Genomic DNA, 24,039 nt, shown 5'->3' with positions numbered 1-24,039 from the left:
TTCACGGTCCCGCGTCAGGGCTGCGTCGCGCGAAGCGTGGCAAGGATCCGGTTCTCGCGGACCTGCGAGCGGATGAGATAAGGCGCCCCCTGCGCCTCCGCCTTGCGTCGCGCCAGCTCGGCCTTGCTCGACGCTGGTGCCGGACAGGCCCCGCTGCTGCGGAAGCTCAACGCGGCTGCCAGCCTCGCCTCGGCGGGGTCGCCCAACGCATGGTCGAAGTCGTCGGCCACGGCGCAGGTGGGCGCAAAGCCGTCGCCGTAGTCGCCGAAGCCCTGGTTGTTGACGCCCTGGAACTGGATCGCGAAGTAGGTGGTGCCGCAGTTGTCCTGCGGCAGGAAGCCGTAGGGCTTGCCGCAGGTGGTGCCGCCGATCAGGTCGACCGCAACGCCCACGCCGCGCAGGCTGTTGATCACCGACTCGCTGGCCGAGCAGGTGTCGGGGCCCGCGAGCACGGTGACGCGCGACAGGCCCAGGCGCGGGAGCGCCTGCCCTACCGGCGTGGAGAAGCCTCGCGATGTCGTATGGAAGGGCAAGGCGGCCTGCGCGGGCGCCACGCGAAACGGGTTCTTGCTGTTGAAAACCAGGCGCTCGAACACGGCACCCGTGGTTGCGCCCGCCGAGCTGACCATGGAGGCCAGCTCGCTCGCGACATCGAGCAGGCCGCCGCCGTTGTAGCGCATGTCGACGACCAGGTCGACGATGCCTGCGCCCTGCAGCTGGTTCACGGCTGCGATCAGGGCTGCCTCGGCGGTTGCCAGATGGTCGTTCAATTGCATGTAGCCCACCGGACCGCTCGCGGTGGCGATGGTCTTCACGTTCTGCACAGGAAGCCGGGTGACGCGCGCCGCGGCCAGCGAGAGCGTGCGCTCCGAGCCGTCGGGGCCGCGGAGTCTGAAGCTGTGCGCCTCGCCCTCGCGCGCGGGTACGAGCGCTGCGTTGAGCGTGGCGGTATCGCTGCCGCCGGCGACATCGACGCCATCGACTTCGATGACGCGCGTGCCACGCACGATCCCCGCCTGTGCCGCGGGCGAGTTCGGCTCGGTGTAGGCGACGCGCACATCGCGCGGCGGCGATGCGCTCAGGAAGGCCAGTTCGAACCCGTAACTCACCTCTATGCCGCCTTGCGACAGCGCGCGATACGCCGCCGTTGCCATCGTGAAGTGAAAGCGGTCCTTGGCGCGGCCGGAAGCGGTGAGCTGAGGCGTCTTGAGGACATCGAACCAGGCGACCGGATTGGCGTAATCTTTCGATGCCAGTCTTGTCGGCACCTCGCTGAACCAGAGGTAGGTCTCGTCGATCCAGCCACGAACCCAGCGCTTCTCGTCCGCGATGGTGCCGCTGCGGTCGGGGAAGGTGGCTCCGGTGTCAGGGTCGATGCCGGTCCGCGGGGCGGCGCAGAGCGCCGCGACGCTGGCGGAAGCAACGATGGCGTCGTCCTCGGCCAGCGGTTCGGTTGGTGGCTGAAGTGTCGCGCCCTGTGGCAGGAAGGCACCGCCGCCGCCACCACCGCCACCGCCACAGGCTGTCAAAGCCACGGCGGCCGCGCACGCGGCCATCAGTGCAGCGAGCCGCTGCAATCGAAGCTCCATGAAGATTCCCCTCGCACGCCGGCGCTCGGCGCGACCGTCGCAGTCCTAGTGAACGAAGCCCATGCTGCGCGATTCGCGCACCTCCGGCTTGATGCGGTGTTCGGCTTCGAGCTGGTCGAGGAACTCGTCTGCCGAAAAGGCAACCCCGAGGATATCGGTCTGGCGTTTGACGGCCGCGAAGTCGCCGGGGCACAGCTGCGGCAGCCGGGCCAGTCGCTGTTGCCGTTCGCTGGTGAGGCCGGCAGCGTCGCCGTCCAGCGCCTCGATCAAGAACATGCGCTCGCGCTGCAGCGGCGTCAGCGGCATGAACTTGATCTTGAAGGTAAAGCGCCGCAATGCGGCTTGGTCCAATCGATCGAGCAGGTTGGTGGTGCAGACGAAGATGCCACCGAAACGCTCCATCCCCTGAAGCATCTCGTTGACCTCGGTCACTTCGTAGGTGCGCTGCGCGCCGCGGCGGTCCTGCAGGAAGCTGTCCGCCTCGTCGAGCAGGAGGACGGCCTCTTCGGCCTCGGCCTCCTTGAACATGGCGGCCATGTTCTGCTCGGTCTCGCCGACGTACTTGCTCATGAGGTCGCTCGCCTGCTTGATGATCAGCGGCCGGCCGATGGCCCGCGCCATGTGCTCGGCCAGCGCGGTCTTGCCGGTGCCGGGCGCGCCATAGAAGCAGAGCGTGCCGTGGCCGCGCACCTTGAGCGCCTCGACGATGCGCGGGATCTCGAAGCGGCTCTCGACGTTGAGCATGTCCAGGTCGTAAGTGGTCACGCTGCGGCGCGTGCCCAGGCCGCCCTGCGTGCCGAGTGCCAGGTCGGCATTGCGCAGCTGGCGTTCGATCAGGCTTTCCATGGAAGTCCCTGACGACATGGCCAGACCCGCAAAGCGCACCGCCGTGCGGATCTGCGCCGGCGTAAGGCCCTTGCGCGCCGCCAGTTTTGCTGCAAAGGCATCGGACACGGCCACGCCCTCGAGCGTCTTGCGCACCACTTGCTCGCGCGCACCGGGCGGCGGCGACTTGAGCTCGAGGTGGTAGGCGAAGCGGCGCCTGAAGGCGGGGTCGATCTGCTCGATGCGGTTGGTCACCCAGATCGTGGGCACCGCGTTCGATTCGAGGATCTGGTTGACCCAGGCCTTGCCGCTGACGCTGCCGCTGGCGGATGCGGGAATCTGCTCGGCGCGCGCCATGAGCTGCGCCGCCTCGGTGCTGATCGGCGGGAACACGTCCTCGACCTCGTCGAACAGCAATGCCGCCTGCGCGCTCCCTTTGAGGAAGACCTGCGCGATCTGCAGCGAGCGGTAGCGATCGCGGCCCGAGAGCGAGTTGCCGTCGCGGTCAGCGTACTCGACCTCGAACAGCTCCAGGCCGGCGGCCTGCGCCACAACCTTCGCAAGCTCCGTCTTGCCGGTCCCGGGCGGCCCGTAAAGGAGCACATTCACGCCCGGCTCCTTGCGCGCGACTGCAGCAGAGAGCAGGGTGATGAGCATCTGCGCATCCTCCTGGACGAAGCTGAAGTCCTGCACCACGAGCGCACTCTTGGCGGAGGGCCGTGTGAACACGGCCATCAGCTCGTTGTGGTCGCGATATTCGCGCATCAGCACCGGCGGCAGCTTCTCGCTGACCTTCATGAGGTCGGCCAGGTCGGTGATGTTGTGCTCGGAGATCAGGTTCTCGACCAACCCGATGCGCTCCAGGCGCGAGCCGGCGCGCAACGCCTCGCCGACATCGCCGGCGTCGACGCCCGCGACCTCGGCGATCGCGGCGTAGGCCTCCGGCGCATTGTTGACCTTGAACTCGACCAGCAACGAGCGCAGGTCGCGCTGGTAGCGCGCGAGCGTGCCATAGAGCAGGAGCGCGCGTTCGGCCTTGTTGAGCTGCAACAGGCCTGCCAGGGCGTCGATGTTCTTCTCGACCAGGGTCGACTGCTTGCGCAGCGCATGGGTGAGCCAATCGCGCGTGGCCGAAAGCACCGAGAGCAGATCCTTCGGCTGGTCCTTGGCGTACTCATCGAGATAAAAGAAGAGCGTGCCCTCTTCGTAGGGCCCGCGCCAGACGCCGTGACGCTCCAGCAGCGTGCGGCCATCGAAGTCTTCGACACCCTTCCAGACTTCGTTGCCGGCGCAGCGCCGGCCGAGGAACTCGCGCAGGCGTTGCAGCACGGCCAAAGGCCAGACCAGGTGACGGCCCGTCAGAGAGAGCAGGCCGTTGAGGTCGCGCCGCACGTTGAAGCGCGGACCCTGCTTGGCCGCCAGGGTGAGCACGAAGTGCGAGCACATGAGCTCGAGCACCGGGGCTTCCTTGAGTCCAGGCGACGGCAATGCATGACCGCGGGAAGCCGCAGCCACGACATCGGCACCGGAACGCTTGACCATCGAGCAACCTCCAGCTAGGAGAATCAGAATCGGAAACTGATCGCGACCATAGCGCAGAGTTTTGGCTTCGGGAAGCCTCGGGCACCGTAAAAACCCCGATGTTGCGATTCCGTCCCACAATGCCGCCCATGATTGGAATCGACGACATCGAGCGCGCTGCCGAGCGCCTGCAAGGTCAGGTGCTCGATACGCCCTGCGTGGAATCGCGCACGCTTTCGGAGATCGTCGGGGCGCAGGTTTTCCTCAAGTTCGAGAACCTGCAGTTCACTGCCTCCTTCAAGGAGCGCGGCGCCTGCAACAAGCTGGTCGACCTGTCTGAAAAGGGCGTCCGGGGCGTGATCGCGATGTCTGCAGGCAACCACGCCCAAGGGGTGGCCTACCATGCCCAGCGTCTCGGTTTGCAGGCATTGATCGTCATGCCCCGCTTCACGCCAGGCGTGAAGATCGAACGAACCCGCGGTTTCGGGGCCGAGGTGGTGCTGCACGGCGACACGCTGGACGCAGCGCGGGCCCACGCCTTGGCGCTCGCGGAGCAGGAAGGCCTAGCCTTTGTGCATCCCTATGACGACGAGGCGATCATCGCCGGCCAGGGTACCGTCGCTCTCGAGATGCTGGCCGCGGTGCCGCAGCTCGATACGCTGGTGATCTCGGTCGGCGGCGGCGGCCTGATTGCCGGCACCGCACTCGCGGCGCGCGCCCGCAACCCCGGGATCGACATCGTGGGCGTCCAGACCCGGCGCTTTCCGGCGATGGTCAACGCCGTCCAGGGCACGCACCATCCGTCAGGACAGAGCACCATCGCCGAAGGCATCGCCGTCGGCACGCCAGGCGTGCTGACGCAGGCCATCATCAAAGCGCAGGTAAACGATCTGCTTTTGGTCGACGAGGGTGACATCGAGCAGGCGGTGCTGATGCTGCTCGAGATCGAAAAGACGCTGGTCGAAGGCGCGGGTGCGGCCGGGCTGGCGGCGCTGATCCGGCATCCCGAGCGCTTCAAGGGCAAACGGATCGGCCTGGTGCTCTCGGGTGGAAACATCGATCCGCTGCTGCTGGCGGCAATCATCGAGCGTGGCATGGTGCGCGCCGGCCGGCTGGCACGCGTGCGTGTCAGCGCGCGCGACGTGCCGGGTTCCTTGGCTCAGATCACGGCCACTGTCGCGGAAGCGGGCGCTAACGTCGATGAGGTCCACCACCAGCGCGCCTTCACTCTGCTGGCGGCACAGAACGTCGACATCGAGCTGGTGTTGCAAACCCGCGGACGCGCGCACCTGACCACGGTGCTCGAGGCCCTGCGCGCGGCCGGCTTCGAGGCGCAAGAGCAGCGCTGAGGGTCTGGCAAGCCCCTAGACCGCGGCACACGGGTCAGTCGGTAAAATGGCCTCAGTTTTGCGTACCCGAGGAACAAGCATGTCCAATCCCACTCCTGTCGACCCGGCCAAGGCTGCCGCCGTCGAGTCCGACGCGGTCGAATCGATCGTTCACCTCATGCCCCTGGTGCTGCCCGTGGCGGGCGGGGTGCTGATGCTCTTGCTGGCCTCCATCGCCGTCTACATGGCCTGACACGCGGGTGCGGCACCGGCGGACACCCCGCCGGGTGTCCCTGTCCAAGGATTGCGAGCCCCGTCTCGGGCCGCCCGATCCGATCTCCCGAGACTGAGACGTTTTCTCCAACGGACCTCGCTGGCCCTGGCGCCGCAGTCCCGTTCGAAAAGACGATTTTTCAACTTAGGAGTTTTTTATGAACGCACCATTGAAGGGACTTGCGGTACAGGCACCTGCCTACGTCAAGAACGCGAAGCTGGTCGCCTGGGTCGCGGACATGGCCGCCCTGTGCAAGCCCGAAGCCATCCACTGGTGCGATGGCAGCCAGGAAGAATATGAACGCCTGTGCCAGTTGCTGGTGGACGCCGGCACCTTCAAGAAGCTGAACCCCGCGAAACGGCCCAACTCCTTTCTCGCGACTTCCGACCCAAGCGACGTCGCGCGCGTCGAGGACCGCACCTTTATCTGCTCCGAGAAGAAGGAAGCCGCCGGTCCCACGAACAACTGGCTGGCGCCGGCCGAGATGCGCGCCACGCTGCAGCCGCTGTTCGACGGCTGCATGAAGGGGCGCACGATGTACGTTGTTCCCTTCAGCATGGGTCCGCTGGGCTCGCCGATCGCGCACATCGGCATCGAGCTGTCGGACAGCCCGTACGTGGCAGTCAACATGAAGATCATGACCCGCATGGGCAAGGCTGTGTACGACGTGCTGGGCGCCGAGGGCGAATTCGTGCCCTGCGTTCACACCGTCGGCGCGCCGCTGCAGCCCGGCGAAAAGGACGTGGCCTGGCCTTGCAACAAGACCAAGTACATCGTCCACTATCCGGAGACCCGCGAAATCTGGAGCTACGGGTCGGGCTACGGCGGCAATGCGCTGCTGGGCAAGAAGTGCTTTGCCCTGCGCATCGCGTCGAACATGGGCCGCGATGAAGGTTGGCTGGCAGAGCACATGCTGATCCTTGGCGTCACGAACCCCGAAGGCAAGAAATACCATGTGGCGGCGGCCTTCCCGAGCGCCTGCGGCAAGACCAACTTCGCGATGCTGATCCCACCGGCCGGCTTCGAGGGATGGAAGGTCACGACGATCGGCGACGACATCGCCTGGATCAAGCCCGGCGCCGACGGCAAGCTGCGCGCCATCAACCCGGAGGCCGGCTACTTCGGCGTTGCGCCCGGCACCAACGTCCAGACCAATCCGAACTGCATGGCCAGCCTGGACCGCGATGTGATCTTCACGAACGTGGCGCTGACCGACGACGGCGACGTCTGGTGGGAAGGCATGGGCGAGCCACCGGCCCACGCGATCGACTGGCAGGGCAAGGACTGGACGCCCGCCATCGCGAAGGAGACCGGCGCCAAGGCCTCGCATCCGAACGCCCGCTTCACGGTCGCCGCTGCCAACAACCCGGCGCTGGACGAAGCCTGGGACGATCCCAAGGGCGTGGCGATCGACGCCTTCATCTTCGGTGGGCGCCGCTCCACGACCGTGCCGCTGGTGACCGAGGCACGCAACTGGATCGAAGGCGTCTACATGGCCGCGACCATGGGCTCCGAGACCACCGCGGCCGCCGCCGGCCAGCAAGGCGTGGTGCGGCGCGACCCGTTCGCGATGCTGCCTTTCGCCGGCTACAACATGAGCGACTACTTCCAGCATTGGCTGGACCTCGGCAAGAAGCTGGAGGCCCTGGGCGCGCGGCTGCCCAAGATCTACACGACCAACTGGTTCCGCAAAGGCCCTGACGGCAAGTTCGTCTGGCCCGGTTATGGCGAGAACATGCGCGTGCTCAAGTGGATGATCGACCGCATCGAAGGCAAGGGCGAGGGCGTCGAGCACGTTTTCGGCGTCAGCCCTCGCTACGAAGACCTCAACTGGTCCGGCCTGGATTTCAGCGCCGAGCAGTTCGCCACGGTGACCCACATCGACAAGGCCGCATGGCAGGCCGAGCTGAAGCTGCATGCGGAGTTGTTCCAGCAACTGGCGCATCACCTGCCAAAGGAACTGCCGGCCACCAAGGCTGCGATCGAGCAGCGGCTGGCTGCCTGATCTCACCCGCCCCAAAAAAAAAGCCGCCCGAGGGCGGCTTTTTTTCATCCCGGCAGCGAGATCAGTAGTGCTGGCCGAGGTTCACGCGGCGCAGCGCGGAGTGCAGCGTCGGCACGCTGGCGTCATTGCCGGACTTTGCCGCTTCGGCTTCTGCTTCCTGGCGCGTGCTGATCGCCTGCAGGTCGAGAAGAATGCGCGGGTCCTGCTTGGCATAAGCCAGGAACTGCTCATCGGCACGGGCGGCGGCCACGCGGCGCGCCGATGTGCGAACTGCCGTCACTGCGCGAATGGCTACGCGGCGGGCGGTACCGGCGAAGAAGGCGAGTGCTGCAAAACCAACGCCCCACAAGACGAGCCAGGCGACGAGCAACCCGCCGTCGTTCCAGGTGGAGATGAGCGAGTCGGCAACGACGAGCAGCGAGGCGACGATGGCCGCCAGCAGCAGGGCCGCCAAGCCGCGGGCACCGTCAAAGCTGCGACGGGCAGCGCGAATGTGATCGATGACGGCTTCAGCGCGGGCAACGCCCGGGTGATTGGCCGGTTGTTCAACGTGGACAAAGCTGGTCATGATGAGGTCCCTCCTAGGACTGATAGCTGATACCGATGCAGTGATATTAGTGGTTTCCCTAGTGCTTTTCCACTTTAGCTTCATGATGTCTATCATTCATAAGGCTTATGGACGTCAACTTTCGCACACTGGACCTGAACCTCCTGCGCGTTTTCGACGAGGTCATGGCGGAGCGCAATCTCACACGTGCCGCACGCAATCTCTCGATCACCCAGCCCGCCGTGAGCAACGCGCTGCGGCGCCTGCGTGAAACTCTGGGGGACGAACTGGTGCGCCGCTCGGGCGCCGGCGTCGAGCCCACGCCCCGCGCCCTGGCACTGTGGCCGACGGTGCGCGGCGCATTGCGGCAACTGCAGCACACGCTCGCCCCCGGCGAATTCGACGCCGCTGTCGCCGACGACACCTTTGTGCTCGCCATGGCCGATGCCACTGCGGCGGAACTGATTCCCGGGCTGATCAAGATCGTCGAGAAAGAAGCACCTGCCATCTCGCTGCGGGTCCTTCCACTGACCACCCGCGACCCCCGCCGCCTGCTGGAGAGCGAGGAAGTGGACATGGCCATCGGCTATTTCCCGGCAGTGATCGCCAACTTGGCCGCGCGCGGGCAGTCCGACGCCGCCCTGCTGCCTTTCGATACACAGCGGCTTTACGTAGGCGAATACGTGTGTGTGATGCGGCGCGGCCACCCGCTGGCCGAGCAGCCGCTGACGCTCGATGCGTTCTGCGCCGCGCGGCACCTGCTGGTGAGCTTCTCGGGCCGGCCCTACGGCTTCATCGACCAGACCCTCGGTGCGCTTGGGCGGGAGCGCCGCATCGTGGCGACTGTCAACCAATTTTTTACGGCCGGCCGCGTGGTCGCCAGTTCGGACCTTCTAACGGTATTGCCCCGCCATTTCGTCAAGGTCACGGGCATCGACGAGCAGTTCGTGCTGCAGGAGTTGCCCTTTCAGCAGCCACTGGTGCACGTGGACGCCATCTGGCATCGGCGGGCGCAGCATGGGCATGCTCATGGCTGGTTGCGGCAGGCGCTGCTGCGCTCGGCAAGGGCAGCCTTCGCCGGCGCACCGGGAGGACCGGCTTAGCGGACGACGCTCAGCCAGGCGCTGGCGGCAGCGCGCAGTTCCTGGGCGTGATGGGCATCCAGGCCGGCGCGGGAGTCGGCGCTTTCCATGAGGGTAGCGGCAGGGCTCGAAGGAGCTTCGAGGGCGTTGAAGCGAAAGAGGCGTGCCACTTGGGCAACAAGGCTGAACATGACGTTTGCGGCCAAACAAGCCGCGGTAGAGTGGTAATGAAATCAAGATTAAGGGTTTTCCCCAGTATTTCCAGGCCTGTCTCATGCACTTTTTGCATAGGGATATTCGCCTAGACTCAAGCGATGAAGCTTCAGCTGCTCTCGGATCTGCATCTGGAGACGCATCCCCAATTCCGGGTTGCCCCGGCGCCCGGCGCCGATCTGCTGATCCTCGCCGGCGACGTGGGGTCTTATCAGTCGGGGTCTCGCTTGCTCGAACCCGACTTCGGGCTTACGCGTTTTTCACCGCGGCATGGCTGGCCGGTGCCGGTGTTCTACGTGCCCGGCAACCACGAGTACGACAGCGCCGATTTCGATCAAACCCATGAACGCCTGCGCGCGCAGTGCGAAGCACTGGAGATCCAGTGGCTCGAGCGTGAGAGTCGCGTGATCGATGGGGTTCGGTTCATCGGCACCACCTTGTGGGCCGATTTCGACGCGCTGGTCCAGCACGGCGACAGCATGAGCGAGGCACTCAAGAAACGCGGCAAAGCCATGCGCGCTGCCAACTTCTACCTGGAGAAAACAGGGACGATACGGGCCGGCGAGATCTTTCTCGCCGAGTCGATGAGAGAGCACTCACTCACCTGCCAAGCCTGGCTGCGTCACGCACTGGCACAGGAATTTGACGGGCCGACAGTGGCCGTCACGCACTTTGCGCCGACGCTCGCCAGCGCCGACCCCCGTTATGGACTGAGCCCAGGCACCGCAGGCTTCTGCAACTCGCTGGACGAATTGCTGCCCCTCGCCGACCTGTGGCTGCACGGCCATCTGCATTGCGCCTTCGACTATGTGAAGGACGGTTGCAGGGTGGTGGCGAACCCGCTGGGCTACATGTCCAAGGGCGAGCAGGAGGGTTTCAGGCCGGACCTGCTCGTCGAGGTGCCGCCCGGGCGGCCCGGCCGCGCGGCCTGAGCAGATTCAGGCCTGCTTCACGCCCGCGTGGCCCGCTTCCACGGCAAAGCTCGCCTGGGTGTGGAGGCGCGCGTCGAGCGCCGCCGGATGCGCGGTCGCGCGGAATTCGCAGTGCATCGCCTGCGGCGTGGCCTCTATCAAGGCATAGCCGCGCTCGTCGCCGCGCGCGTGCACCACGTCGGGGTTGTCGCGCTGCAGCGATTCCATGGAGCCTCGGCTGGCGCCGCGCGAACTGATCGAGCCGCCGACGAACTCGCTCGCGACCACCGGCGACGCCGGGTCGTTGGGCACCACGCGCAGATCGGCAGCCACGTAGCGGTGCACATCGCCCCCCAACACCACCACGTCGCGTACGCCGCCCTCGGCAATGCCTTGAAGCAGTTGCCGGCGGGCTACGGGGTAGCCGTCCCAGCCGTCGGTCCAGAACTGGCGGCCGCGCGGCGCCTCCAGGCTGGTGGGGCTCATCTGGGTGGACTGGCCCAGCAGCTTCCATTGCCTTCCTGATGACGCCAGGCCCTGTGCCAGCCACTGCGACTGGCTGGCGCCGAGCATGGTGCGAGACGGCTCCGCGAGCGCCTCGCAGCCGATCACCAGGCGGCCCCAGTCGTGCGCCGGATCGGGGCAGGCATGGTGACTTCGGTGCTGTCGCGTGTCGAGCGTCCAGAGCTCGGCCAGCCGGCCCCAGGCGAAGCGGTCGTGAATGCGCATCGACGCCCCTTGCGGCGGCAGCAGCAGCGGCATGTGCTCGAAGTAGGCGCGATAGGCGGCCGCGCGGCGCTGCAGGAAGAGCGCGGCGTCGGTGTATGCCGGGTCGCGATCGTTGGCGTAGTCGTTGACGACCTCGTGGTCGTCCCAGGTCAGGATCCACGGGTGGGCTGCATGGGCGGCCTGCAGGTCGGTGTCGCGCTTGTACAGCGCATGGCGTGCGCGGTATTCCTCCAATGTCACCGGGATGGGCGCGCCGTGCCGGCGCGCCGCCGGGCCCTGGGTACTGCCTTCGTAGATGTAGTCGCCAACGAAAAGCACGAAGTCGAGCTCGCGCGTCGCGATCTCGCGATGCGCCGCGTAGTAGCCATGCTCGTAGTTCTGGCAGGAGCCGAGTGCAAAGCGCAGCCGCGGCACCGCCGCATCCGCCGCAGGGGCCGTGCGCGTGCGTCCAACAGGGCTGCGCGCATCACCACAGCTGAAGCGATACCAGTACTCGCGCTGCGGTGCCAGGCCTTGCGCATGCACGTGGACGCTGAATGCGTGCGCCGCTTCGGCCTGCACTTCGCCCTGCATCACAGGTCGCTTGAGTTCGGCATCGCCGAAGACTTCGTAGCGCACGGCGCAGCGCTGCAGACCCTCGAAAGCCGGCTCATCGTCGGCCGCGAGCCGCGTCCAGAGCACGACGCTGTCCGGCCGGGGCTGCCCGCTGGCGACGCCGAGCGTGAACGGGTTCGAGCGCCAGCGCGGCGCCGGTTGCGCGCGCGCAGGGCCCGCGGCCGACCAGCCGCACAGGGCGAGCCACAGCGCGGCGCGATTCAGATCTCGACGACGAAGATTCATGGGTCTTTCAAGGAGAAGAGGTGCCACGCCGCCGCCTATGATCGCGCGCAACCTCGAAGAACGGCATCGGCAAAGGGATACGCGTGCTCAACGGCTTGTGGCTCGGCTTTTTTCTCGCGGCATCCTTGGCTGCATTCTCGCGCTGGCTGATCGGCGGCGATGCGGCGGTGTTCGCCGCGATGGTCGAAAGCCTGTTCGGCATGGCCAAGCTCTCGGTCGAAGTGATGGTGCTCCTGTTCGGCACGCTCACGCTGTGGCTCGGCTTCCTGCGTGTCGCCGAGGCGGCGGGGCTCGTCGCGGGCCTCGCGCGGCTGCTTGGGCCACTGTTCCGGCGGTTGATGCCCGAAGTCCCCGCAGGCCACCCGGCGCTGGGGCTGATCACCATGAACTTCGCGGCCAATGCGCTGGGGCTGGACAACGCTGCCACGCCCATCGGGCTGAAGGCGATGCGCGAGCTGCAGAGCCTCAACCCGAGCGCGACCACCGCCAGCAATGCGCAGATCCTGTTCCTCGTGCTCAACGCCTCGTCGCTCACGCTCCTGCCGGTCACCATCTTCATGTACCGCGCGCAGCAGGGCGCGGCCGATCCGACGCTCGTGTTCCTGCCGATCCTGCTCGCCACCAGCTGCTCCACGCTGGTGGGCCTGCTTTCGGTGGCCTTCGTGCAGCGGCTCAGGTTGTGGGACCCGGTGGTGCTCGCATATCTGCTGCCAGGCGCACTGCTGCTCGCCGGCTTCATCGCGCTGCTGGCCACGCTCTCGGCCGCGGCGCTGGCTTCGCTTTCTTCGCTGCTGGGCAATCTCGCGCTGTTCGGGATCGTCCTCGTCTTCCTCTTGGCCGGCGCGCTGCGGCGCGTGAAGGTCTACGAGTGCTTCGTCGAGGGCGCCAAGGAAGGTTTCGATGTCGCGAAGAACCTGCTGCCCTACCTGGTCGCCATGCTGTGCGCGGTGGGCGTGCTGCGCGCCTCGGGTGCGCTGGAGTTCGTGCTGTCGGGCATCCGCTGGGCCGTCGGCCTCGCAGGCTGGGACACGCGCTTCATCGACGCCCTGCCCACGGCGCTGGTCAAGCCCTTCTCCGGCAGCGCGGCACGCGCGATGCTGATCGAGACCATGCAGAGCCACGGCGTCGACAGCTTCGCGGCAAAGCTCGCAGCCACCATCCAGGGCAGCACCGAGACGACCTTCTACGTGCTCGCCGTTTACTTCGGCGCCGTCGGCATCCAGCGGGCCAGGCACGCTGTGGGATGTGCGCTGCTGGCCGAGCTTGCCGGTGTGCTGGGCGCCATCGGCGTGGGTTACTGGTTCTTCGGCTGAGCCCGGGCGACGACGCCCGCCGAAGTGATCGGCCAGAATATCCCCTCACTTCCCAGCTCCTCCGTGACCGCTACCGACCAGGCGAAACCGCCCTCCTTCACGACCAATGAATTCCGCGCAGCCCTGGGCATGTTCGCGACGGGCGTGACCGTCGTCACCGCGCGCGCGGCCAACGGGCGGCTGGTGGGTCTCACGGCCAACTCCTTCAACTCCGTCTCGCTGGATCCGCCGCTGGTGCTGTGGAGCCTGGCGCGCAGCGCCGCCTCGATGGCTGCGCTCAGCACCGGCTCGCATTACGCGATCAACATCCTGGGCTCCAACCAGAAGGACCTGGCGGAGCGTTTCGCCACCAAGGACGTCGACCGCTGGGCAGACGTCGCCTTCACCGAAGGCTTCGGCGGCGCGCCCGTGCTGGCGGGCGTGGCCGCAAGCTTCGAATGCTTCAACCGCAGCCGCTACGACGAGGGCGACCACGTGATCTTCGTCGGCGAGGTCGAGCGCTGCGCGCACAGCCCCGGCGCGTCCCCGCTGCTGTTCCACGGCGGCCGCTTCTATACCGAGCACCCGCTGTAGGCGCTGCGCGCTCAGCGCCGCAGGGCCAGCTTGTAGCGGAAGGTGTCGGCGCGGTAGACCGCGATCTCCACATGAACCGGGCCGCCGCCGGCCAGGTGCAGCAGCCGCTCCACCTGCAGCACCGGCGCACCGGGCTTGAGCTGCAACAGCTTCGCCTCCTGCGGCTTCGCCAGACCCGCTCCGATCTCGAGCTGCGCCTCGCCGATTTCCAGGCCGCCCTCGTGCTCGAAGACTTCGATCAGGTCGCGTTGCGAGAAATCGACACGCGCCAGCCGTTCGCCGAGGAAGCGCGGCAGCCACGAGCTGTTGACGGAGAGCGGCTCGCGGTCCAGGTAGCGCAGCGTCTGCAGGTGATACACCACCTCATTGGCCGGCAACTGGAGCTGTCGCGCGACGGAGGCCGGCGCTTTCACTTCGCGCCACGCGAGCCGCTTGCTGCTGACGGCGTGCTGTTCCAGCGACAGCGCCTCGTTCAGTCCCTGCAGCCGGTTGAGGCTTTGGGATGCCTTCGAATGGGACACGAACGCCCCCTTCCCGTGCAGCTTGACGATCAGCCCCTCGGCCTGGAGCGCACTCAGCGCCTGCCGCACGGTGATTCGGCTGACGCCGTGCGCAGCCGTCAGTTCCGATTCGGAAGGCAGCTTGGCGCCCGGTTCCAGCTCGCCGTCGAGGATGCGCGCGCGCAGTGCGTCGCGCAATTGCGCGTGCAAGGATTGAGGAAGCTCAGACATCGATGGCCTTGGCCCCGACGCTGGCATGCGACTTGCGTCGCTTGTCATAACTTGTCATAACAAGTAGATTCTGCACCGCCAGGGTGCTTCTTTCCGTTCATTCACCGACCAAGGAAACGACCATGTCCGCAGCCCGAGCCTTCTTCCTCCGTTCCGCCGCGGCCGCGCTGGCGCTTGCCGCCGGCAGCGCCGCCGTCCACGCACAAGGCTATCCCGCCAAGCCGATCACGCTGATTGTGCCGTTCGCGGCCGGCGGCGGCGTCGATGCCACGGCGCGCCTGCTCACCGCCAAGCTGGGCGAGCAGCTCAAGCAGCCCGTGGTGATCGAGAACGTCGCCGGCGCGGCCGGCACCATCGGCACGCAGAAGGCGGCTCGTGCGCCGGCGGACGGCTACACCCTGCTCTTCGCGGTGGCCAGCCCGCTCAACGTGGCGCCGCTGGTGGCGCCGTCGGCGGTGCGCTATGACACCTTCAAGGACTTCGTCCCCGTCGCGACGGTCGGCACCTCTCCGTTCGTGCTCATCGGCAAGCCCGCCCTGCCCGCGCGCACCACGGCCGAGCTGATCCAGCTGGCGAAGGCGCAGCCCGGCAAGTTCAACTTCGGCACCGACGGGGTGGGCACCTCGCTCCACATCACGGCCGAGATGTTCAAGCAACGCGCTGGCCTCGACCTGATGCACGTGCCCTACAAGTCGGGGCCACAGGTGCTGACCGACGTGGCCGGCGGCCAGGTCGACCTGGCCGTGCTGCCGCTGTCGCTGGCACTGCCCTTCGTGAAGGACGGCAAGGTCAGGGCCTTCGGGGTGACCTCGCTGGCCCGCTCGACCGTCGCGCCGACGATTCCCGCGCTTGCGGAGTCGCCGGAGCTCAAGGGAATGGAGATGGATGCCTGGCTCGGCGTGCTGGCGCCTGCGGGTACCCCGGCCGCGGTGACGTCGGCGTGGGTCAGCGCCCTCGACGCGACGCTCAAGGACCCGGAGATCATCCGCAAGCTCGGCGAAATTGCCGTCAAGCCGCAGTTGATCGCCGGGCCGGCCTTCGCCGACTACCTGGCGAAGGAGCGCAAGACCATCGCCGGCGTGGTGCAGACGGCCGGCATCAAGGCCGAATAGAACAACAAGGATCGTCCTCCATGCTGATGTCGCTCGCCAATGCCTGGATCGTGCTGCCCGCCGTGCTGCTGGCCGGCGGCATGATCGGCGCCAGCGGCATCGGCGGCGTGCTGCTGGTGCCGGTGCTGACCAAGCTGGGCGCGGTGCCACTGCCGCAGGCCATCGCCGCAGCATCGCTGGGCTTCGCGCTGCCGGCGCTGGTGGCGCTGCGCCCGCTCATGCGCGAACGCGCGCAGGCAGCGCACTGTGTCCCCTTGCTGGCAGGCGCCCTTGCGGGCGCGGCCGCCGGCGCGCTGCTGGTGCGATGGCTGCCTGCTGCCGCACTGATGACCGGCGTGACCCTGCTGGTGCTGTTCTCGGGCTGGCGCGGCCTGCGCGCTGCGTCGAGGGCGTCAACACCCGCGGCGCCGCTCGGTATGCCGGTGCTGCTCGCGCTCGGCGTCGCGGTCGGGGTCGGCTCCGCGCTGACCGGCACCGGTGGCCCGGTGCTGGTCCTGCCGCTGCTGATGCTGCTGCGCCAGCCGGTCGTCTTTGCGGTGGTAACCGCGCAAGCGGTGCAACTGCCCGTGGCCCTGGCCAGCAGCACGGTTCACGCCATGGAAGGCCGGCTCGACCTGCGGCTTGCCGCCCTGTGCGGCCTGCTGATGCTGGCGGGCTCCATCGCCGGGCAGCGCGCCGCCGCCGGGCTCGACATGCGGCAGCTGCAGCGCTTCGTCTCGCTGCTGCTGCTGGCCGTGGGTGCCTGGTTCACTTGGCTGCTGCTGGCCTGATCTCTTTCAAGGAAGCACCATGCTGTCTCCCGAACTCCTGCAATCGAGCGAGCCGCTGCTGCTGGCGCCCGAGTGGGTGATGCTGCCCGAGGGCCCGCGCCAGGGCCTCGGCGTGGTGGTGCACGACGGATGCTTCTCGCAGGTGGCCCCATTGGCCGAGGTGTGCGCTGCAAATCCGGGCCTCACGGCGATCGAACTGCCGCAGCGCCTGCTGATGCCGGGCCTGATCGACACCCATACCCACCTCACCCAGTCCTTCGGCAAGGCGCTGGCCTTCGGCGAGCCTTCGGAAATCTTCCGACGCATCTGGGTCCCGATGGAAGCCACGCTCGACGCCGATGCGGCGTATCTGTCCGCCAAACTCTCGGCACTGGAATCGCTGCGCGGCGGCTTCACCACGGTGGTCGATGCAGGCACGCGCTCCGAAGCCGGGCTGGACGCCGTGGCAAGCGCCGCGCGCGACGCCGGCATCCGCTGCGTGCTGGGCATGATCTGCAACGACGCCGGCCTGGAAGGCGACGAGGCTGCGGGCCGCCGCATCCTCGATGCTGCCGCCACCTTCCTCGCGCGGCTCGAACACGACCCCCTGGTGCATCCCTCGCTGGCGATCTCGATTCCCGAGGCCGCGACCGACCGCATGCTGCGCGCGGTCGCCGCGCTCACGCTCGAAAGCGGCCGACGCTTCCAGACCCACGTCAACGAACACCTGGCGGCCGTCGAGCGCTCGCTGGTCGCGCGCGGCCTGCGCCCACTGGAGGTCTTGCAGGCCTGCGGCGCGCTCAACGCCTCGGCTCTGCTGGCCCATGCCACGCTGCTGACCCCGCGCGAGCTGGGCCTCTTGCGCGACAGCGGCGCCGCGGTGGCCTACAACCCCGTGGCCAGCCAATGGAAAGGCAATGCCGTGCTCGACGCCGGACTGCTCGCGATGCTGGGCGTGCCCTTCGGCCTCGGCACCGACGGCACACGCGCCGACGGCTTCCGCCTCATGGATGCGGCCGAGGCCACGCAGCGCCTCACGCACGGGCTCGCCAATGGAGACTCCTCCTGCGGCGGCGGCTGGCTCTGGCTCGACCACGCGACGCACCGTGGGGCCGAGGCCGCGGGGCTGGGCACGCGCACGGGGCGCATCGCAGAGGGCCAGGCCGCCGACTTCCTGCTCGTCGACCTCGAGGTGCCCGAGTTCGTGCCGAGCTGGGACCTGAGCTGGGAGCTCGTGCGCTTCGCGAACCGCGACCAGATCGAGGCGGTGTTCGTGCATGGTGCGCTGCGCCTGTGGCAGGGCTGGCCGGTCGACTGGGACGCACGTGCGCTGATGCGCGAGGTAGCGGCGGTTGCACGCCGCGATGTGAGCCGCGCGCCGATCCAGCGCGTGCATCCGGTCGCCGACCTGCATCGGGCGCGACAGCGCCCCGGCCATACCGCCTGACGCTTTCACGCGGGCGGGCTACGATCGGCGCATGCCATCACGCCTGCGCCGCGGCGCGTCCGTGGCCCTGCTCGCCATCGCCTGCGCGGCGGCCTCTGCCGGCCCCGAGAAGAAAAACTGGTTCGACGATCCCTTCTTCCAGGTCTCGTCAGGCGCGCGCGGCTGCCCGGTGCCCGAAGGGCCGCTCTACACCGCCGAGGAGCGCCGCTCGCAGATGCATGCGCGGCTGGAGCGCGGCACCAGTTGCTGGCTCGAGGGCCGCTGCAAGGACAGCAACGCCTTCCGTTACGACATAGCCATCGCCCCGCAGGTGCAGGCTGCGCTCTCCGCCGTGCCGGGGGTCCGCAGCGCCAGTGTCTGGGCCGTGGTACAGCGGCGCTGGGTCTACCTGCAGGGGTGCGTGCCCTCGCGCACGCTGGCGCGCCGGCTCGAAAAGGCCGCGCGCGCCGTGCCCGACGTCGAGCTGGTCGTCGACGACCTGATGATCGGCACGCGCGGCAAGCCGTCGTATCCGGTTGCAGGCCCCTGATCGCATCGCGACAGAAGCAGAAAAGTCACAACAAGACCACAGAGCAAGAACGATGATCGATCGCAAGAGCCACCTCGACACGCGCGCCACCTCCTTGCTGCTCGCCTGCTGCGCGTTCTGGGGCCTGCAGCAGATCCTGATCAAGACCACCGTGGCCGAGGTACCGCCGCTGTGGCAGGCCTCGATCCGCATGGCGGGCGCGATCCTGCTGCTGTGGCTGTGGTGCCTCTGGCGCCGCGTGCCGCTATTCGAGCGCGATGGCACGCTCGGAGGCGGCCTGCTCGCCGGGCTGCTGTTCGCGGGCGAGTTCGTCTGCATCTACCTCGGGCTGCAGCACACGACGGCGTCCCGGCTCACGGTGTTCCTCTACACCTCGCCCTTCGTCGTGGCCCTGCTGCTGCCGCGCTTCGCGCCGACCGAGCGGCTGCGCGGCGTGCAGTGGCTGGGCCTCGCGATCGCATTCACCGGCGTGGTGGCCGCCTTCAGCGAGAGCTTCGGCCACAGCAGCTCCGGCCAGCTGCTGGGCGACGCGCTGGCGCTCGGCGGCGGCGTGCTGTGGGGTTTGACGACGCTCGCGATCCGCACCACGCGGCTCTCAACCGCCAGTGCCGAGAAGACGCTCTTCTATCAGATCGCGGTGACGGTGGCGGTGTCGCCTTTGCTGTCGCTCGCGCTCGGCGAACGCTGGGGCTTCGCCTACTCGAGCTTTGCCTGGTTCTCGATCGCGCTGCAGACCGCCATCGGCGCCTTTGCCAGCTATCTGGCCTGGATGTGGATGCTCAGGCACTACCCGGCCACGCGGATCTCTTCCTTCACCTTCCTCACGCCGCTGTTCGCGCTGGTGTTCGGCGTGGTGCTGCTCGACGAGCCGCTCACGCTGCAATTGGTGCTGGCGCTGGCGAGCGTGGCGCTGGGCCTCGTGCTGGTGAACCGGCGCACGAGCCCGTCGGTGCAGGCCGAAACCGTTCGCGGCACCAACTAGCAGGCAAAGACGAGCGATGAAATTCCAGCCTCTCCTCGACGAGATCAACGAAGAGATACGCCCGCTGCTGGGGCAGTCCGGCACGGTGGCCAGCTACATCCCCGCGCTTGCGCGCGTGCCGGCGCAGCAGTTCGGCATCGCACTGCGCACCTGCCAGGGCGAAGCAGCCGCGGCCGGCGATGCCGCCATGCCCTTCTCGATCCAGAGCATCTCCAAGCTCTTCACCCTCACGCTGGCGATGCGGCACCTGGGCGATACGCTGTGGGAACGCATCGGCCGCGAGCCATCGGGCAACCCCTTCAACTCGCTGGTGCAGCTCGAGAGCGAGCAAGGCAAGCCGCGCAACCCCTTCATCAATGCAGGCGCCATCGCCGTCGCGGACCGCCTGCTGAGCCGCGGCGATGCCAAGGCGGAATTGCTGTCGCTCATGCGCAGCCTGTGCGGCGAGCCGATCGGCTTCGATGCCGAGGTCGCGGCCTCCGAGGCGGCCACCGGCTACCGCAACTACGCGCTCGCCAACTTCATGAAGAGCTTCGGCAAGCTCGACAACGCGGTCGAGCCCGTGCTCGACCTCTACTTCCACCAGTGCGCGCTGCGCATGAGCAGCGTGCAGCTGGCACGCGCGGCAGGCTTCCTGTGCCGCGACGGCCGCCATCCGCTCGCCGGCGAGGCCGACATCACCACCGAGCGCCATGCGCGGCGCATCAATGCGCTGATGCTGACCTGCGGCACCTACGACGCCGCCGGCGACGTCGCCTTCTCGATCGGCCTGCCTTGCAAGAGCGGCGTGGGCGGCGGCATCGTCGCAGTGGTGCCCGATCGGCTCACGCTGTGCGTCTGGTCTCCGGCACTCGACGCGACGGGCAATTCGCTGCTGGGCCGGAAGGCGCTGGAGCTGTTCGTGGCGAAGACTGGGCTGTCGGTGTTCTGAGCCCCACCGCACGCCCAGCGCCTGGCTGAACCTCAGCAGCGTTTCGGTCACCGCGGCACGGCGCCGCGGGCTCAGCCGGGCCGCAGGGGTTCGTAGTCCTTCTGGTCCGCGAGGATCGATGCCGCCCGGTACGCGGAGCGGCCCGCGGTCTTCGTGTAGACCACCAGCGTCTTCCACTGGCGCTCGCGTTCCTGAGGGGTCATGGAGGTGCCCTGCTTGAGCAGCACCTGGCTCACTTCGAGCAGGGAAATCGCGGCCGTGAGGCAGAAGTGAACCGCTGACTCCTCAGGGTCCTGTTGATACCTGGCCTGTTCCGCGTGCAAGGCCATGGCCTGGTCTTTTTCGCTCATGGAAGCGAGAAGCGTCGGCCCGTAGAAGGGTACGGCCCGCCGGTCCGGCTTTGCGCTGCCCACGGCCTGATCGAGCTCAGCCAGTGCGCGTTCGATGTTCAGCATCGTATTCATGACGTTTTCCTCAGGCCGTGCAGTCGACGATCGCAAAATCGACACGGCGATCCGGCGCGTCGACGACATCGTCGGTGCCGCTGCCCACCAGGTTGTGCCGCGAGCCCATGCCGACGGTGCGGGTGCGTGCCGTCAGTTCGCTGGCCTCTGCGCTCAGCTTCTGCTTGATGAACGAGGCACGCCGCGCGGACAGGCTGTCGTTGACCTCTTCCGGGCCCGTCTTGCTCGTGTGGCCCACGATGTCCATGCAGACTTTCGCGTTGCTGGCCTGCCTGGCAATCTGGCGCAGCCACATGCCATACGCGCTGGTGAGGCGGGAGTCGGCCCAGAAGTCCGTGCTGCCCGGATTGAAGAGGAACTTCACGCTCAGGTTCTTCTGCGCGAGCCCGTAGGCGACCAGGCGCCCGAACGCGCTTTCGGCCTCGACGGTGCGCCCGAGCTTGACGCTGCTCAGGTACATCCCGCTCAAGACACGGATCTGGTTGCCGGCCGGCGTTGCCGCCAGGCCCCGGTATTCGACCAGCGCCTCGCGATAGCGGCCGCTGTTGTAGAGCCTGGCGGCGTCGTTGATGGACGCCGCCGCGCCGATCTTGCCCAGGTAGCTGGCCTCGGCCTGGTTGCCGGGGCGCGCGCGGGTCGTGCGGATGTAGCCCTCCACCGTCTCGTCCTTCATCAGAACCGGGCTGTCCCGGTAGTAGCCGATCGGCTTCATGTCGGCGGCATCCAGGCGCGCCAGCACCGACGTCTGGGCCACCACGCCGCCGGTGTTGAGATCGAGCAGCGCAAGGTCGAGGCGATGCCCACCTTCGGCGCGGGATATGGAGCCGACGACCAGGTATTTGGCGGACTTGAGGTGGGCCGCCTCGAAGGGCATGAGTTCGAAGGACCGGCCCTGCTGAACACGCTCGGTGATGGCGCTGTCCAGTTGTTGCGTGGCGGAGGTCTGCTGGCCGCTGTCGGCATCGAGTGTGGGATCGAGCATGACCGCTTGCCGGTCTGGCGCCGCGAACATGCCGGAAAGCGGCTGCGCCTGTTCAAGCAGTCCGTCAGCGGCAGCGCGGATGGCCCGGTCGAAGGGCAGGGCTTCGGCGGCCACGTGCGGGGTGCTGCAGCCCACCAGCGTGGATGCGCCGATGCCCAGCAGCAGGCTGTACAGCAACGGCAATGTGAAGACATCGGGCCTTATTTGCATTGACTCTTCTGGAAGGTAAGTTCGTCGGGACTCAGGCTGTCCAGGGACGATTTCAGGACAAGGTCGCTGCATCGCTGCAGCGTGCTCGCCGCCGCAATGGCGGGCACCCGATCGGCGTTCACGCGCGCAGCAGCGCGCGGCCCGGGTTCGGGGGACTGCGGCACAGAGGCGAGGGGTTTGGCTCGAATCGCGGCGGGGCGCGCCGAGACGGCCGCGACCGGCTTTGAAGGCGCACTTGGACTGGTCTCTGCCCGAGCTGCGGCTTCGGACGGCTGCGCCGCAGCAGGGCTGGAAAGAACGGGCGCCATTTTCTTCAAGGACTGCGTGGGCGGTGCTGCGAGCACCTGCGGCTCGGGAAGCATCTGCCGCTCGGACGCTGCTGCCGCGGCCGGCACGACACGCGCTGGGGCCTCTGCTCGCGCAGGCTCCCGTCGAGCGCCCAGCCACCATGCAGCGCCGCAGGCAAGAACGAGCGCGCAGAGCATTGCCGGCCAGAATGCCCTGCGACGCGGCAAGGGTGTCTTGGGCGCCGTCACCGGGGCGGGCACAACACCGGCTGTGGGTTGAGGCTGCGGCGCGGCGCTCTTCGCGGTTGCTGCGGCGCCGACGCTCGCCACAGGGCGTGAACCTGCTTGCGAAGCCAGCGCCCGGGCCGGCGCCGGAACCTGCCTGATGGCGTCGATCGGCGGCGCATCGATCGATGCCCGGAACTGCGCCACGTCCTGCGGCCTGGCTTCCGGGCGCAGCGACAGGGAGGCGTCGATCGTGCGCAGGAATCGATCGCTGTAAAGGCCGCCATAGACGTCCGCGAGCGGCTCGAAGCTGTCACTCACCACTCGACCGGCCGAGGCTGGCGGCAATTGGCCGGAGATGGCGTAGTAGACGACCCCGGCCAATGCGTAGATGTCGGTCCAGGGACCCTGGCTCATCGCGCCGCCGTATTGCTCGATGGGCGCGAAGCCCGGCTTCAGCACTGCGGTCAGGCTCTGCGTCATGTCGCTGATGACGCGCCGGGCGGCACCAAAGTCCAACAGGACCGGCCCCGTGCTGGTGAGCAGGATGTTGTCGGGAGAGATGTCGCGGTGCAGGCAGTTCTCGCGGTGGATGACCGCGAGCGCATCCAGCAGGGGATGCAGCCATTCGCGAAGCTGTTCTTCCGAAGGTGCGGTCTGCTCGCCTGCCAGAACTTCCTTCAGCGTCGGACCCTCGTAGTAGGGCATCGCCATGTAGGCGGTGCCGTTGGCTTCCCAGAAGCGCAGGACCTTGAGCAGCGCGGGATGGTCGAACCGGGCGAGGAGGCGGGCTTCGTTCAGGAAACTCCTGAGGCCCGCGTCGAAGGTGCCTCGGTGGCGCTCGGAGCGCATCGAAACATTCAGGAAGTCCTCCTCGCGGACCGCGAGCGTGGAGGGCATGTACTCCTTGAGCGCCACATGCCGCTCCAGCACAGGGTCCCAGGCCAGGTAGACGATGCCGAATCCGCCTTCGCCCAGGGGGCGCAGGATCTGGAAGCCCTCGATCGTCGTTCCCTCGAGAAGTGCCTGCCTGGAAAGCGCGCTGATCCATCGGCCGTCCTTGTCGCCGGCGGCCTCCAACCGTGTCGACGCAACGGTGGCCGTGTACGCGGGCTGCAGCACGGTTCGAGTCTGCGCACGCAGGGGCGGATGGGCTAGCGGTGTGACGCAGCCGATGCAGAACCTTGCCGCGACCCGATTCGCGGCTCCGCAGCTCGGGCAGATCGCTTCCATCCGGCCTTCCGGACGGGCGGCTGCGCGATCGCGCACAGCTTCAGGCGACGCAGGCGTGGCCGACATGACGTGGACGAGCCGGGTCGAAGCCCTGGCGGCTCAAGCAGCTGCCAGCCGGAGAATTGCGAAGCCGAAGGACGCCGTCAGCGCAATCATCAGCAGCGCGTTGATCCACACGCTTCCCCTGCCTGGGCGGTAGAGGGACCCGCCGCCCAGGGATGCGTAAGACGAAGGCCGCTCGACCCTTCCAGGTTTCTCGGTCCACCACCCCGTGTTCGTCTCGTGCTCTTTCATGCTCAAAGTATTAATGCTTTGTGAAAAAGCTCGTACGTCTTTTCACATAACTTGCAAATTGCATCGTGATCTTCGTCACGAAGTCTCGCACCAACGTGGTGCTTCGGCTCCGC

At 67.5% G+C, this 24,039-nt stretch carries 22 protein-coding genes; 13 read left to right on the top strand and 9 right to left on the bottom strand.

Going from position 1 to position 24,039, the window contains the following annotated elements:
* Window positions 1–14 precede the first annotated feature (14 nt).
* Together E5CHR_RS01255 and E5CHR_RS01250 are read right to left on the bottom strand one after the other, a co-directional pair.
* Window positions 15–1,589 (bottom strand): S41 family peptidase, encoded by a 1,575-nt coding sequence (locus E5CHR_RS01255; RefSeq protein ID WP_162578008.1) that lies wholly within the window; start codon window positions 1,587–1,589, stop codon window positions 15–17.
* Between the two features lie 45 nt (window positions 1,590–1,634).
* Window positions 1,635–3,956, bottom strand: a complete 2,322-nt coding sequence (locus tag E5CHR_RS01250; RefSeq protein WP_162578007.1) for an ATP-binding protein — start codon at window positions 3,954–3,956, stop codon at window positions 1,635–1,637.
* 128 nt (window positions 3,957–4,084) lie between these two features.
* On the opposite strand from E5CHR_RS01250, the gene E5CHR_RS01245 reads away from it, so the two are divergent.
* From E5CHR_RS01245 to E5CHR_RS01235, 3 genes are all read left to right on the top strand, one after another.
* A complete protein-coding gene (locus tag E5CHR_RS01245; protein WP_174255677.1) occupies window positions 4,085–5,284 on the top strand; it encodes a threonine ammonia-lyase in 1,200 nt (399 codons plus the stop codon).
* A 79-nt stretch (window positions 5,285–5,363) separates the two neighbouring features.
* Window positions 5,364–5,516, top strand: coding sequence for a hypothetical protein (locus E5CHR_RS01240; RefSeq protein WP_174255676.1), 153 nt, complete (start codon window positions 5,364–5,366; stop codon window positions 5,514–5,516).
* A 178-nt stretch (window positions 5,517–5,694) separates the two neighbouring features.
* A complete protein-coding gene (locus E5CHR_RS01235; RefSeq protein ID WP_162578005.1) occupies window positions 5,695–7,542 on the top strand; it encodes a phosphoenolpyruvate carboxykinase (GTP) in 1,848 nt (615 codons plus the stop codon).
* Window positions 7,543–7,603: 61 nt separating this feature from the next.
* Here E5CHR_RS01235 and E5CHR_RS01230 read toward each other — a convergent pair whose 3' ends face one another.
* Entirely contained in the window at window positions 7,604–8,206 is a 603-nt protein-coding gene (locus E5CHR_RS01230) for a hypothetical protein (RefSeq protein WP_232061914.1), read from the bottom strand.
* Between the two features lie 11 nt (window positions 8,207–8,217).
* Here E5CHR_RS01230 and E5CHR_RS01225 point away from each other — a divergent pair, with 11 nt between their 5' ends.
* Window positions 8,218–9,192 (top strand): LysR family transcriptional regulator, encoded by a 975-nt coding sequence (locus tag E5CHR_RS01225; protein WP_162578004.1) that lies wholly within the window; start codon window positions 8,218–8,220, stop codon window positions 9,190–9,192.
* Here the strand turns inward: E5CHR_RS01225 and E5CHR_RS01220 are convergent.
* Entirely contained in the window at window positions 9,189–9,362 is a 174-nt protein-coding gene (locus E5CHR_RS01220) for a hypothetical protein (protein ID WP_174255675.1), read from the bottom strand. The two genes, E5CHR_RS01225 and E5CHR_RS01220, sit on opposite strands and share 4 nt — an antisense overlap.
* 123 nt (window positions 9,363–9,485) lie before the next feature.
* On the opposite strand from E5CHR_RS01220, the gene E5CHR_RS01215 reads away from it, so the two are divergent.
* Window positions 9,486–10,316, top strand: a complete 831-nt coding sequence (locus E5CHR_RS01215) for a metallophosphoesterase (protein WP_162578003.1) — start codon at window positions 9,486–9,488, stop codon at window positions 10,314–10,316.
* Window positions 10,317–10,322: 6 nt separating this feature from the next.
* Here E5CHR_RS01215 and E5CHR_RS01210 read toward each other — a convergent pair whose 3' ends face one another.
* Window positions 10,323–11,864 (bottom strand): alkaline phosphatase D family protein, encoded by a 1,542-nt coding sequence (locus E5CHR_RS01210; protein ID WP_162578002.1) that lies wholly within the window; start codon window positions 11,862–11,864, stop codon window positions 10,323–10,325.
* An 83-nt stretch (window positions 11,865–11,947) separates the two neighbouring features.
* On the opposite strand from E5CHR_RS01210, the gene E5CHR_RS01205 reads away from it, so the two are divergent.
* Together E5CHR_RS01205 and E5CHR_RS01200 are read left to right on the top strand one after the other, a co-directional pair.
* Window positions 11,948–13,177 carry a nucleoside recognition domain-containing protein gene (locus E5CHR_RS01205; RefSeq protein WP_162578001.1) on the top strand — a complete coding sequence of 410 codons (1,230 nt, stop codon included), beginning with the start codon at window positions 11,948–11,950 and terminating at the stop codon, window positions 13,175–13,177.
* 129 nt (window positions 13,178–13,306) lie between these two features.
* Window positions 13,307–13,750: a flavin reductase family protein gene (locus tag E5CHR_RS01200; RefSeq protein ID WP_443083107.1), complete on the top strand. Its 444-nt coding sequence runs from the start codon at window positions 13,307–13,309 to the stop codon at window positions 13,748–13,750.
* An 11-nt stretch (window positions 13,751–13,761) separates the two neighbouring features.
* Here the strand turns inward: E5CHR_RS01200 and E5CHR_RS01195 are convergent, their stop codons facing one another.
* Window positions 13,762–14,481, bottom strand: a complete 720-nt coding sequence (locus tag E5CHR_RS01195; protein WP_162577999.1) for a GntR family transcriptional regulator — start codon at window positions 14,479–14,481, stop codon at window positions 13,762–13,764.
* A 122-nt stretch (window positions 14,482–14,603) separates the two neighbouring features.
* Here E5CHR_RS01195 and E5CHR_RS01190 point away from each other — a divergent pair, with 122 nt between their 5' ends.
* Genes E5CHR_RS01190 through E5CHR_RS01165 form a run of 6 tightly spaced genes read left to right on the top strand, consistent with a single transcriptional unit; the run spans window position 14,604 to window position 20,231 of the window.
* A complete protein-coding gene (locus E5CHR_RS01190; RefSeq protein ID WP_162577998.1) occupies window positions 14,604–15,593 on the top strand; it encodes a Bug family tripartite tricarboxylate transporter substrate binding protein in 990 nt (329 codons plus the stop codon).
* A gap of 20 nt (window positions 15,594–15,613) precedes the next feature.
* Window positions 15,614–16,363 carry a sulfite exporter TauE/SafE family protein gene (locus tag E5CHR_RS01185; protein ID WP_232061913.1) on the top strand — a complete coding sequence of 250 codons (750 nt, stop codon included), beginning with the start codon at window positions 15,614–15,616 and terminating at the stop codon, window positions 16,361–16,363.
* Window positions 16,364–16,382: 19 nt separating this feature from the next.
* The gene (locus tag E5CHR_RS01180) at window positions 16,383–17,789 is read left to right on the top strand and encodes an amidohydrolase family protein (protein WP_162577997.1); all 1,407 of its coding nucleotides are present in this window, start codon (window positions 16,383–16,385) and stop codon (window positions 17,787–17,789) included.
* A gap of 31 nt (window positions 17,790–17,820) precedes the next feature.
* A complete protein-coding gene (locus E5CHR_RS01175) occupies window positions 17,821–18,318 on the top strand; it encodes a BON domain-containing protein (protein WP_162577996.1) in 498 nt (165 codons plus the stop codon).
* Between the two features lie 52 nt (window positions 18,319–18,370).
* Entirely contained in the window at window positions 18,371–19,300 is a 930-nt protein-coding gene (locus E5CHR_RS01170; protein WP_162577995.1) for a DMT family transporter, read from the top strand.
* A gap of 16 nt (window positions 19,301–19,316) precedes the next feature.
* Window positions 19,317–20,231 carry a glutaminase gene (locus tag E5CHR_RS01165; RefSeq protein WP_162577994.1) on the top strand — a complete coding sequence of 305 codons (915 nt, stop codon included), beginning with the start codon at window positions 19,317–19,319 and terminating at the stop codon, window positions 20,229–20,231.
* Window positions 20,232–20,302: 71 nt separating this feature from the next.
* Here E5CHR_RS01165 and E5CHR_RS01160 read toward each other — a convergent pair whose 3' ends face one another.
* From E5CHR_RS01160 to E5CHR_RS01150, 3 genes are read right to left on the bottom strand one after another with little or no spacing between them, the layout of a single operon-like run.
* Window positions 20,303–20,695, bottom strand: a complete 393-nt coding sequence (locus E5CHR_RS01160; RefSeq protein ID WP_162577993.1) for a hypothetical protein — start codon at window positions 20,693–20,695, stop codon at window positions 20,303–20,305.
* Between the two features lie 10 nt (window positions 20,696–20,705).
* Entirely contained in the window at window positions 20,706–21,887 is a 1,182-nt protein-coding gene (locus tag E5CHR_RS01155; RefSeq protein ID WP_162577992.1) for an OmpA family protein, read from the bottom strand.
* A complete protein-coding gene (locus E5CHR_RS01150) occupies window positions 21,878–23,521 on the bottom strand; it encodes a serine/threonine protein kinase (protein WP_232061912.1) in 1,644 nt (547 codons plus the stop codon). The genes E5CHR_RS01155 and E5CHR_RS01150 overlap by 10 nt, the downstream gene beginning before the upstream one ends.
* Between the last annotated feature and the right edge of the window lie 518 nt (window positions 23,522–24,039).

The sequence above is a fragment of the Variovorax sp. PBS-H4 genome (assembly GCF_901827205.1).
GTDB lineage: Bacteria > Pseudomonadota > Gammaproteobacteria > Burkholderiales > Burkholderiaceae_C > Variovorax.
This window is presented reverse-complemented; position numbering and strand designations above follow the sequence as displayed.

Excerpts from the sequence above, each read along its gene's own strand:
- E5CHR_RS01255 (WP_162578008.1), bottom strand. The coding sequence starts at position 1,589 with ATGGAGCTTCGATTGCAGCGGCTCGCTGCACTGATGGCCGCGTGCGCG.
- E5CHR_RS01250 (WP_162578007.1), bottom strand. The coding sequence starts at position 3,956 with ATGGTCAAGCGTTCCGGTGCCGATGTCGTGGCTGCGGCTTCCCGCGGT.
- E5CHR_RS01245 (WP_174255677.1), top strand. The coding sequence starts at position 4,085 with ATGATTGGAATCGACGACATCGAGCGCGCTGCCGAGCGCCTGCAAGGT.
- E5CHR_RS01240 (WP_174255676.1), top strand. The coding sequence starts at position 5,364 with ATGTCCAATCCCACTCCTGTCGACCCGGCCAAGGCTGCCGCCGTCGAG.
- E5CHR_RS01235 (WP_162578005.1), top strand. The coding sequence starts at position 5,695 with ATGAACGCACCATTGAAGGGACTTGCGGTACAGGCACCTGCCTACGTC.
- E5CHR_RS01230 (WP_232061914.1), bottom strand. The coding sequence starts at position 8,206 with ATGATAGACATCATGAAGCTAAAGTGGAAAAGCACTAGGGAAACCACT.
- E5CHR_RS01225 (WP_162578004.1), top strand. The coding sequence starts at position 8,218 with ATGGACGTCAACTTTCGCACACTGGACCTGAACCTCCTGCGCGTTTTC.
- E5CHR_RS01220 (WP_174255675.1), bottom strand. The coding sequence starts at position 9,362 with ATGTTCAGCCTTGTTGCCCAAGTGGCACGCCTCTTTCGCTTCAACGCC.
- E5CHR_RS01215 (WP_162578003.1), top strand. The coding sequence starts at position 9,486 with ATGAAGCTTCAGCTGCTCTCGGATCTGCATCTGGAGACGCATCCCCAA.
- E5CHR_RS01210 (WP_162578002.1), bottom strand. The coding sequence starts at position 11,864 with ATGAATCTTCGTCGTCGAGATCTGAATCGCGCCGCGCTGTGGCTCGCC.
- E5CHR_RS01200 (WP_443083107.1), top strand. The coding sequence starts at position 13,307 with ATGTTCGCGACGGGCGTGACCGTCGTCACCGCGCGCGCGGCCAACGGG.
- E5CHR_RS01195 (WP_162577999.1), bottom strand. The coding sequence starts at position 14,481 with ATGTCTGAGCTTCCTCAATCCTTGCACGCGCAATTGCGCGACGCACTG.
- E5CHR_RS01190 (WP_162577998.1), top strand. The coding sequence starts at position 14,604 with ATGTCCGCAGCCCGAGCCTTCTTCCTCCGTTCCGCCGCGGCCGCGCTG.
- E5CHR_RS01185 (WP_232061913.1), top strand. The coding sequence starts at position 15,614 with ATGCTGATGTCGCTCGCCAATGCCTGGATCGTGCTGCCCGCCGTGCTG.
- E5CHR_RS01180 (WP_162577997.1), top strand. The coding sequence starts at position 16,383 with ATGCTGTCTCCCGAACTCCTGCAATCGAGCGAGCCGCTGCTGCTGGCG.
- E5CHR_RS01175 (WP_162577996.1), top strand. The coding sequence starts at position 17,821 with ATGCCATCACGCCTGCGCCGCGGCGCGTCCGTGGCCCTGCTCGCCATC.
- E5CHR_RS01170 (WP_162577995.1), top strand. The coding sequence starts at position 18,371 with ATGATCGATCGCAAGAGCCACCTCGACACGCGCGCCACCTCCTTGCTG.
- E5CHR_RS01165 (WP_162577994.1), top strand. The coding sequence starts at position 19,317 with ATGAAATTCCAGCCTCTCCTCGACGAGATCAACGAAGAGATACGCCCG.
- E5CHR_RS01160 (WP_162577993.1), bottom strand. The coding sequence starts at position 20,695 with ATGAATACGATGCTGAACATCGAACGCGCACTGGCTGAGCTCGATCAG.
- E5CHR_RS01155 (WP_162577992.1), bottom strand. The coding sequence starts at position 21,887 with ATGCAAATAAGGCCCGATGTCTTCACATTGCCGTTGCTGTACAGCCTG.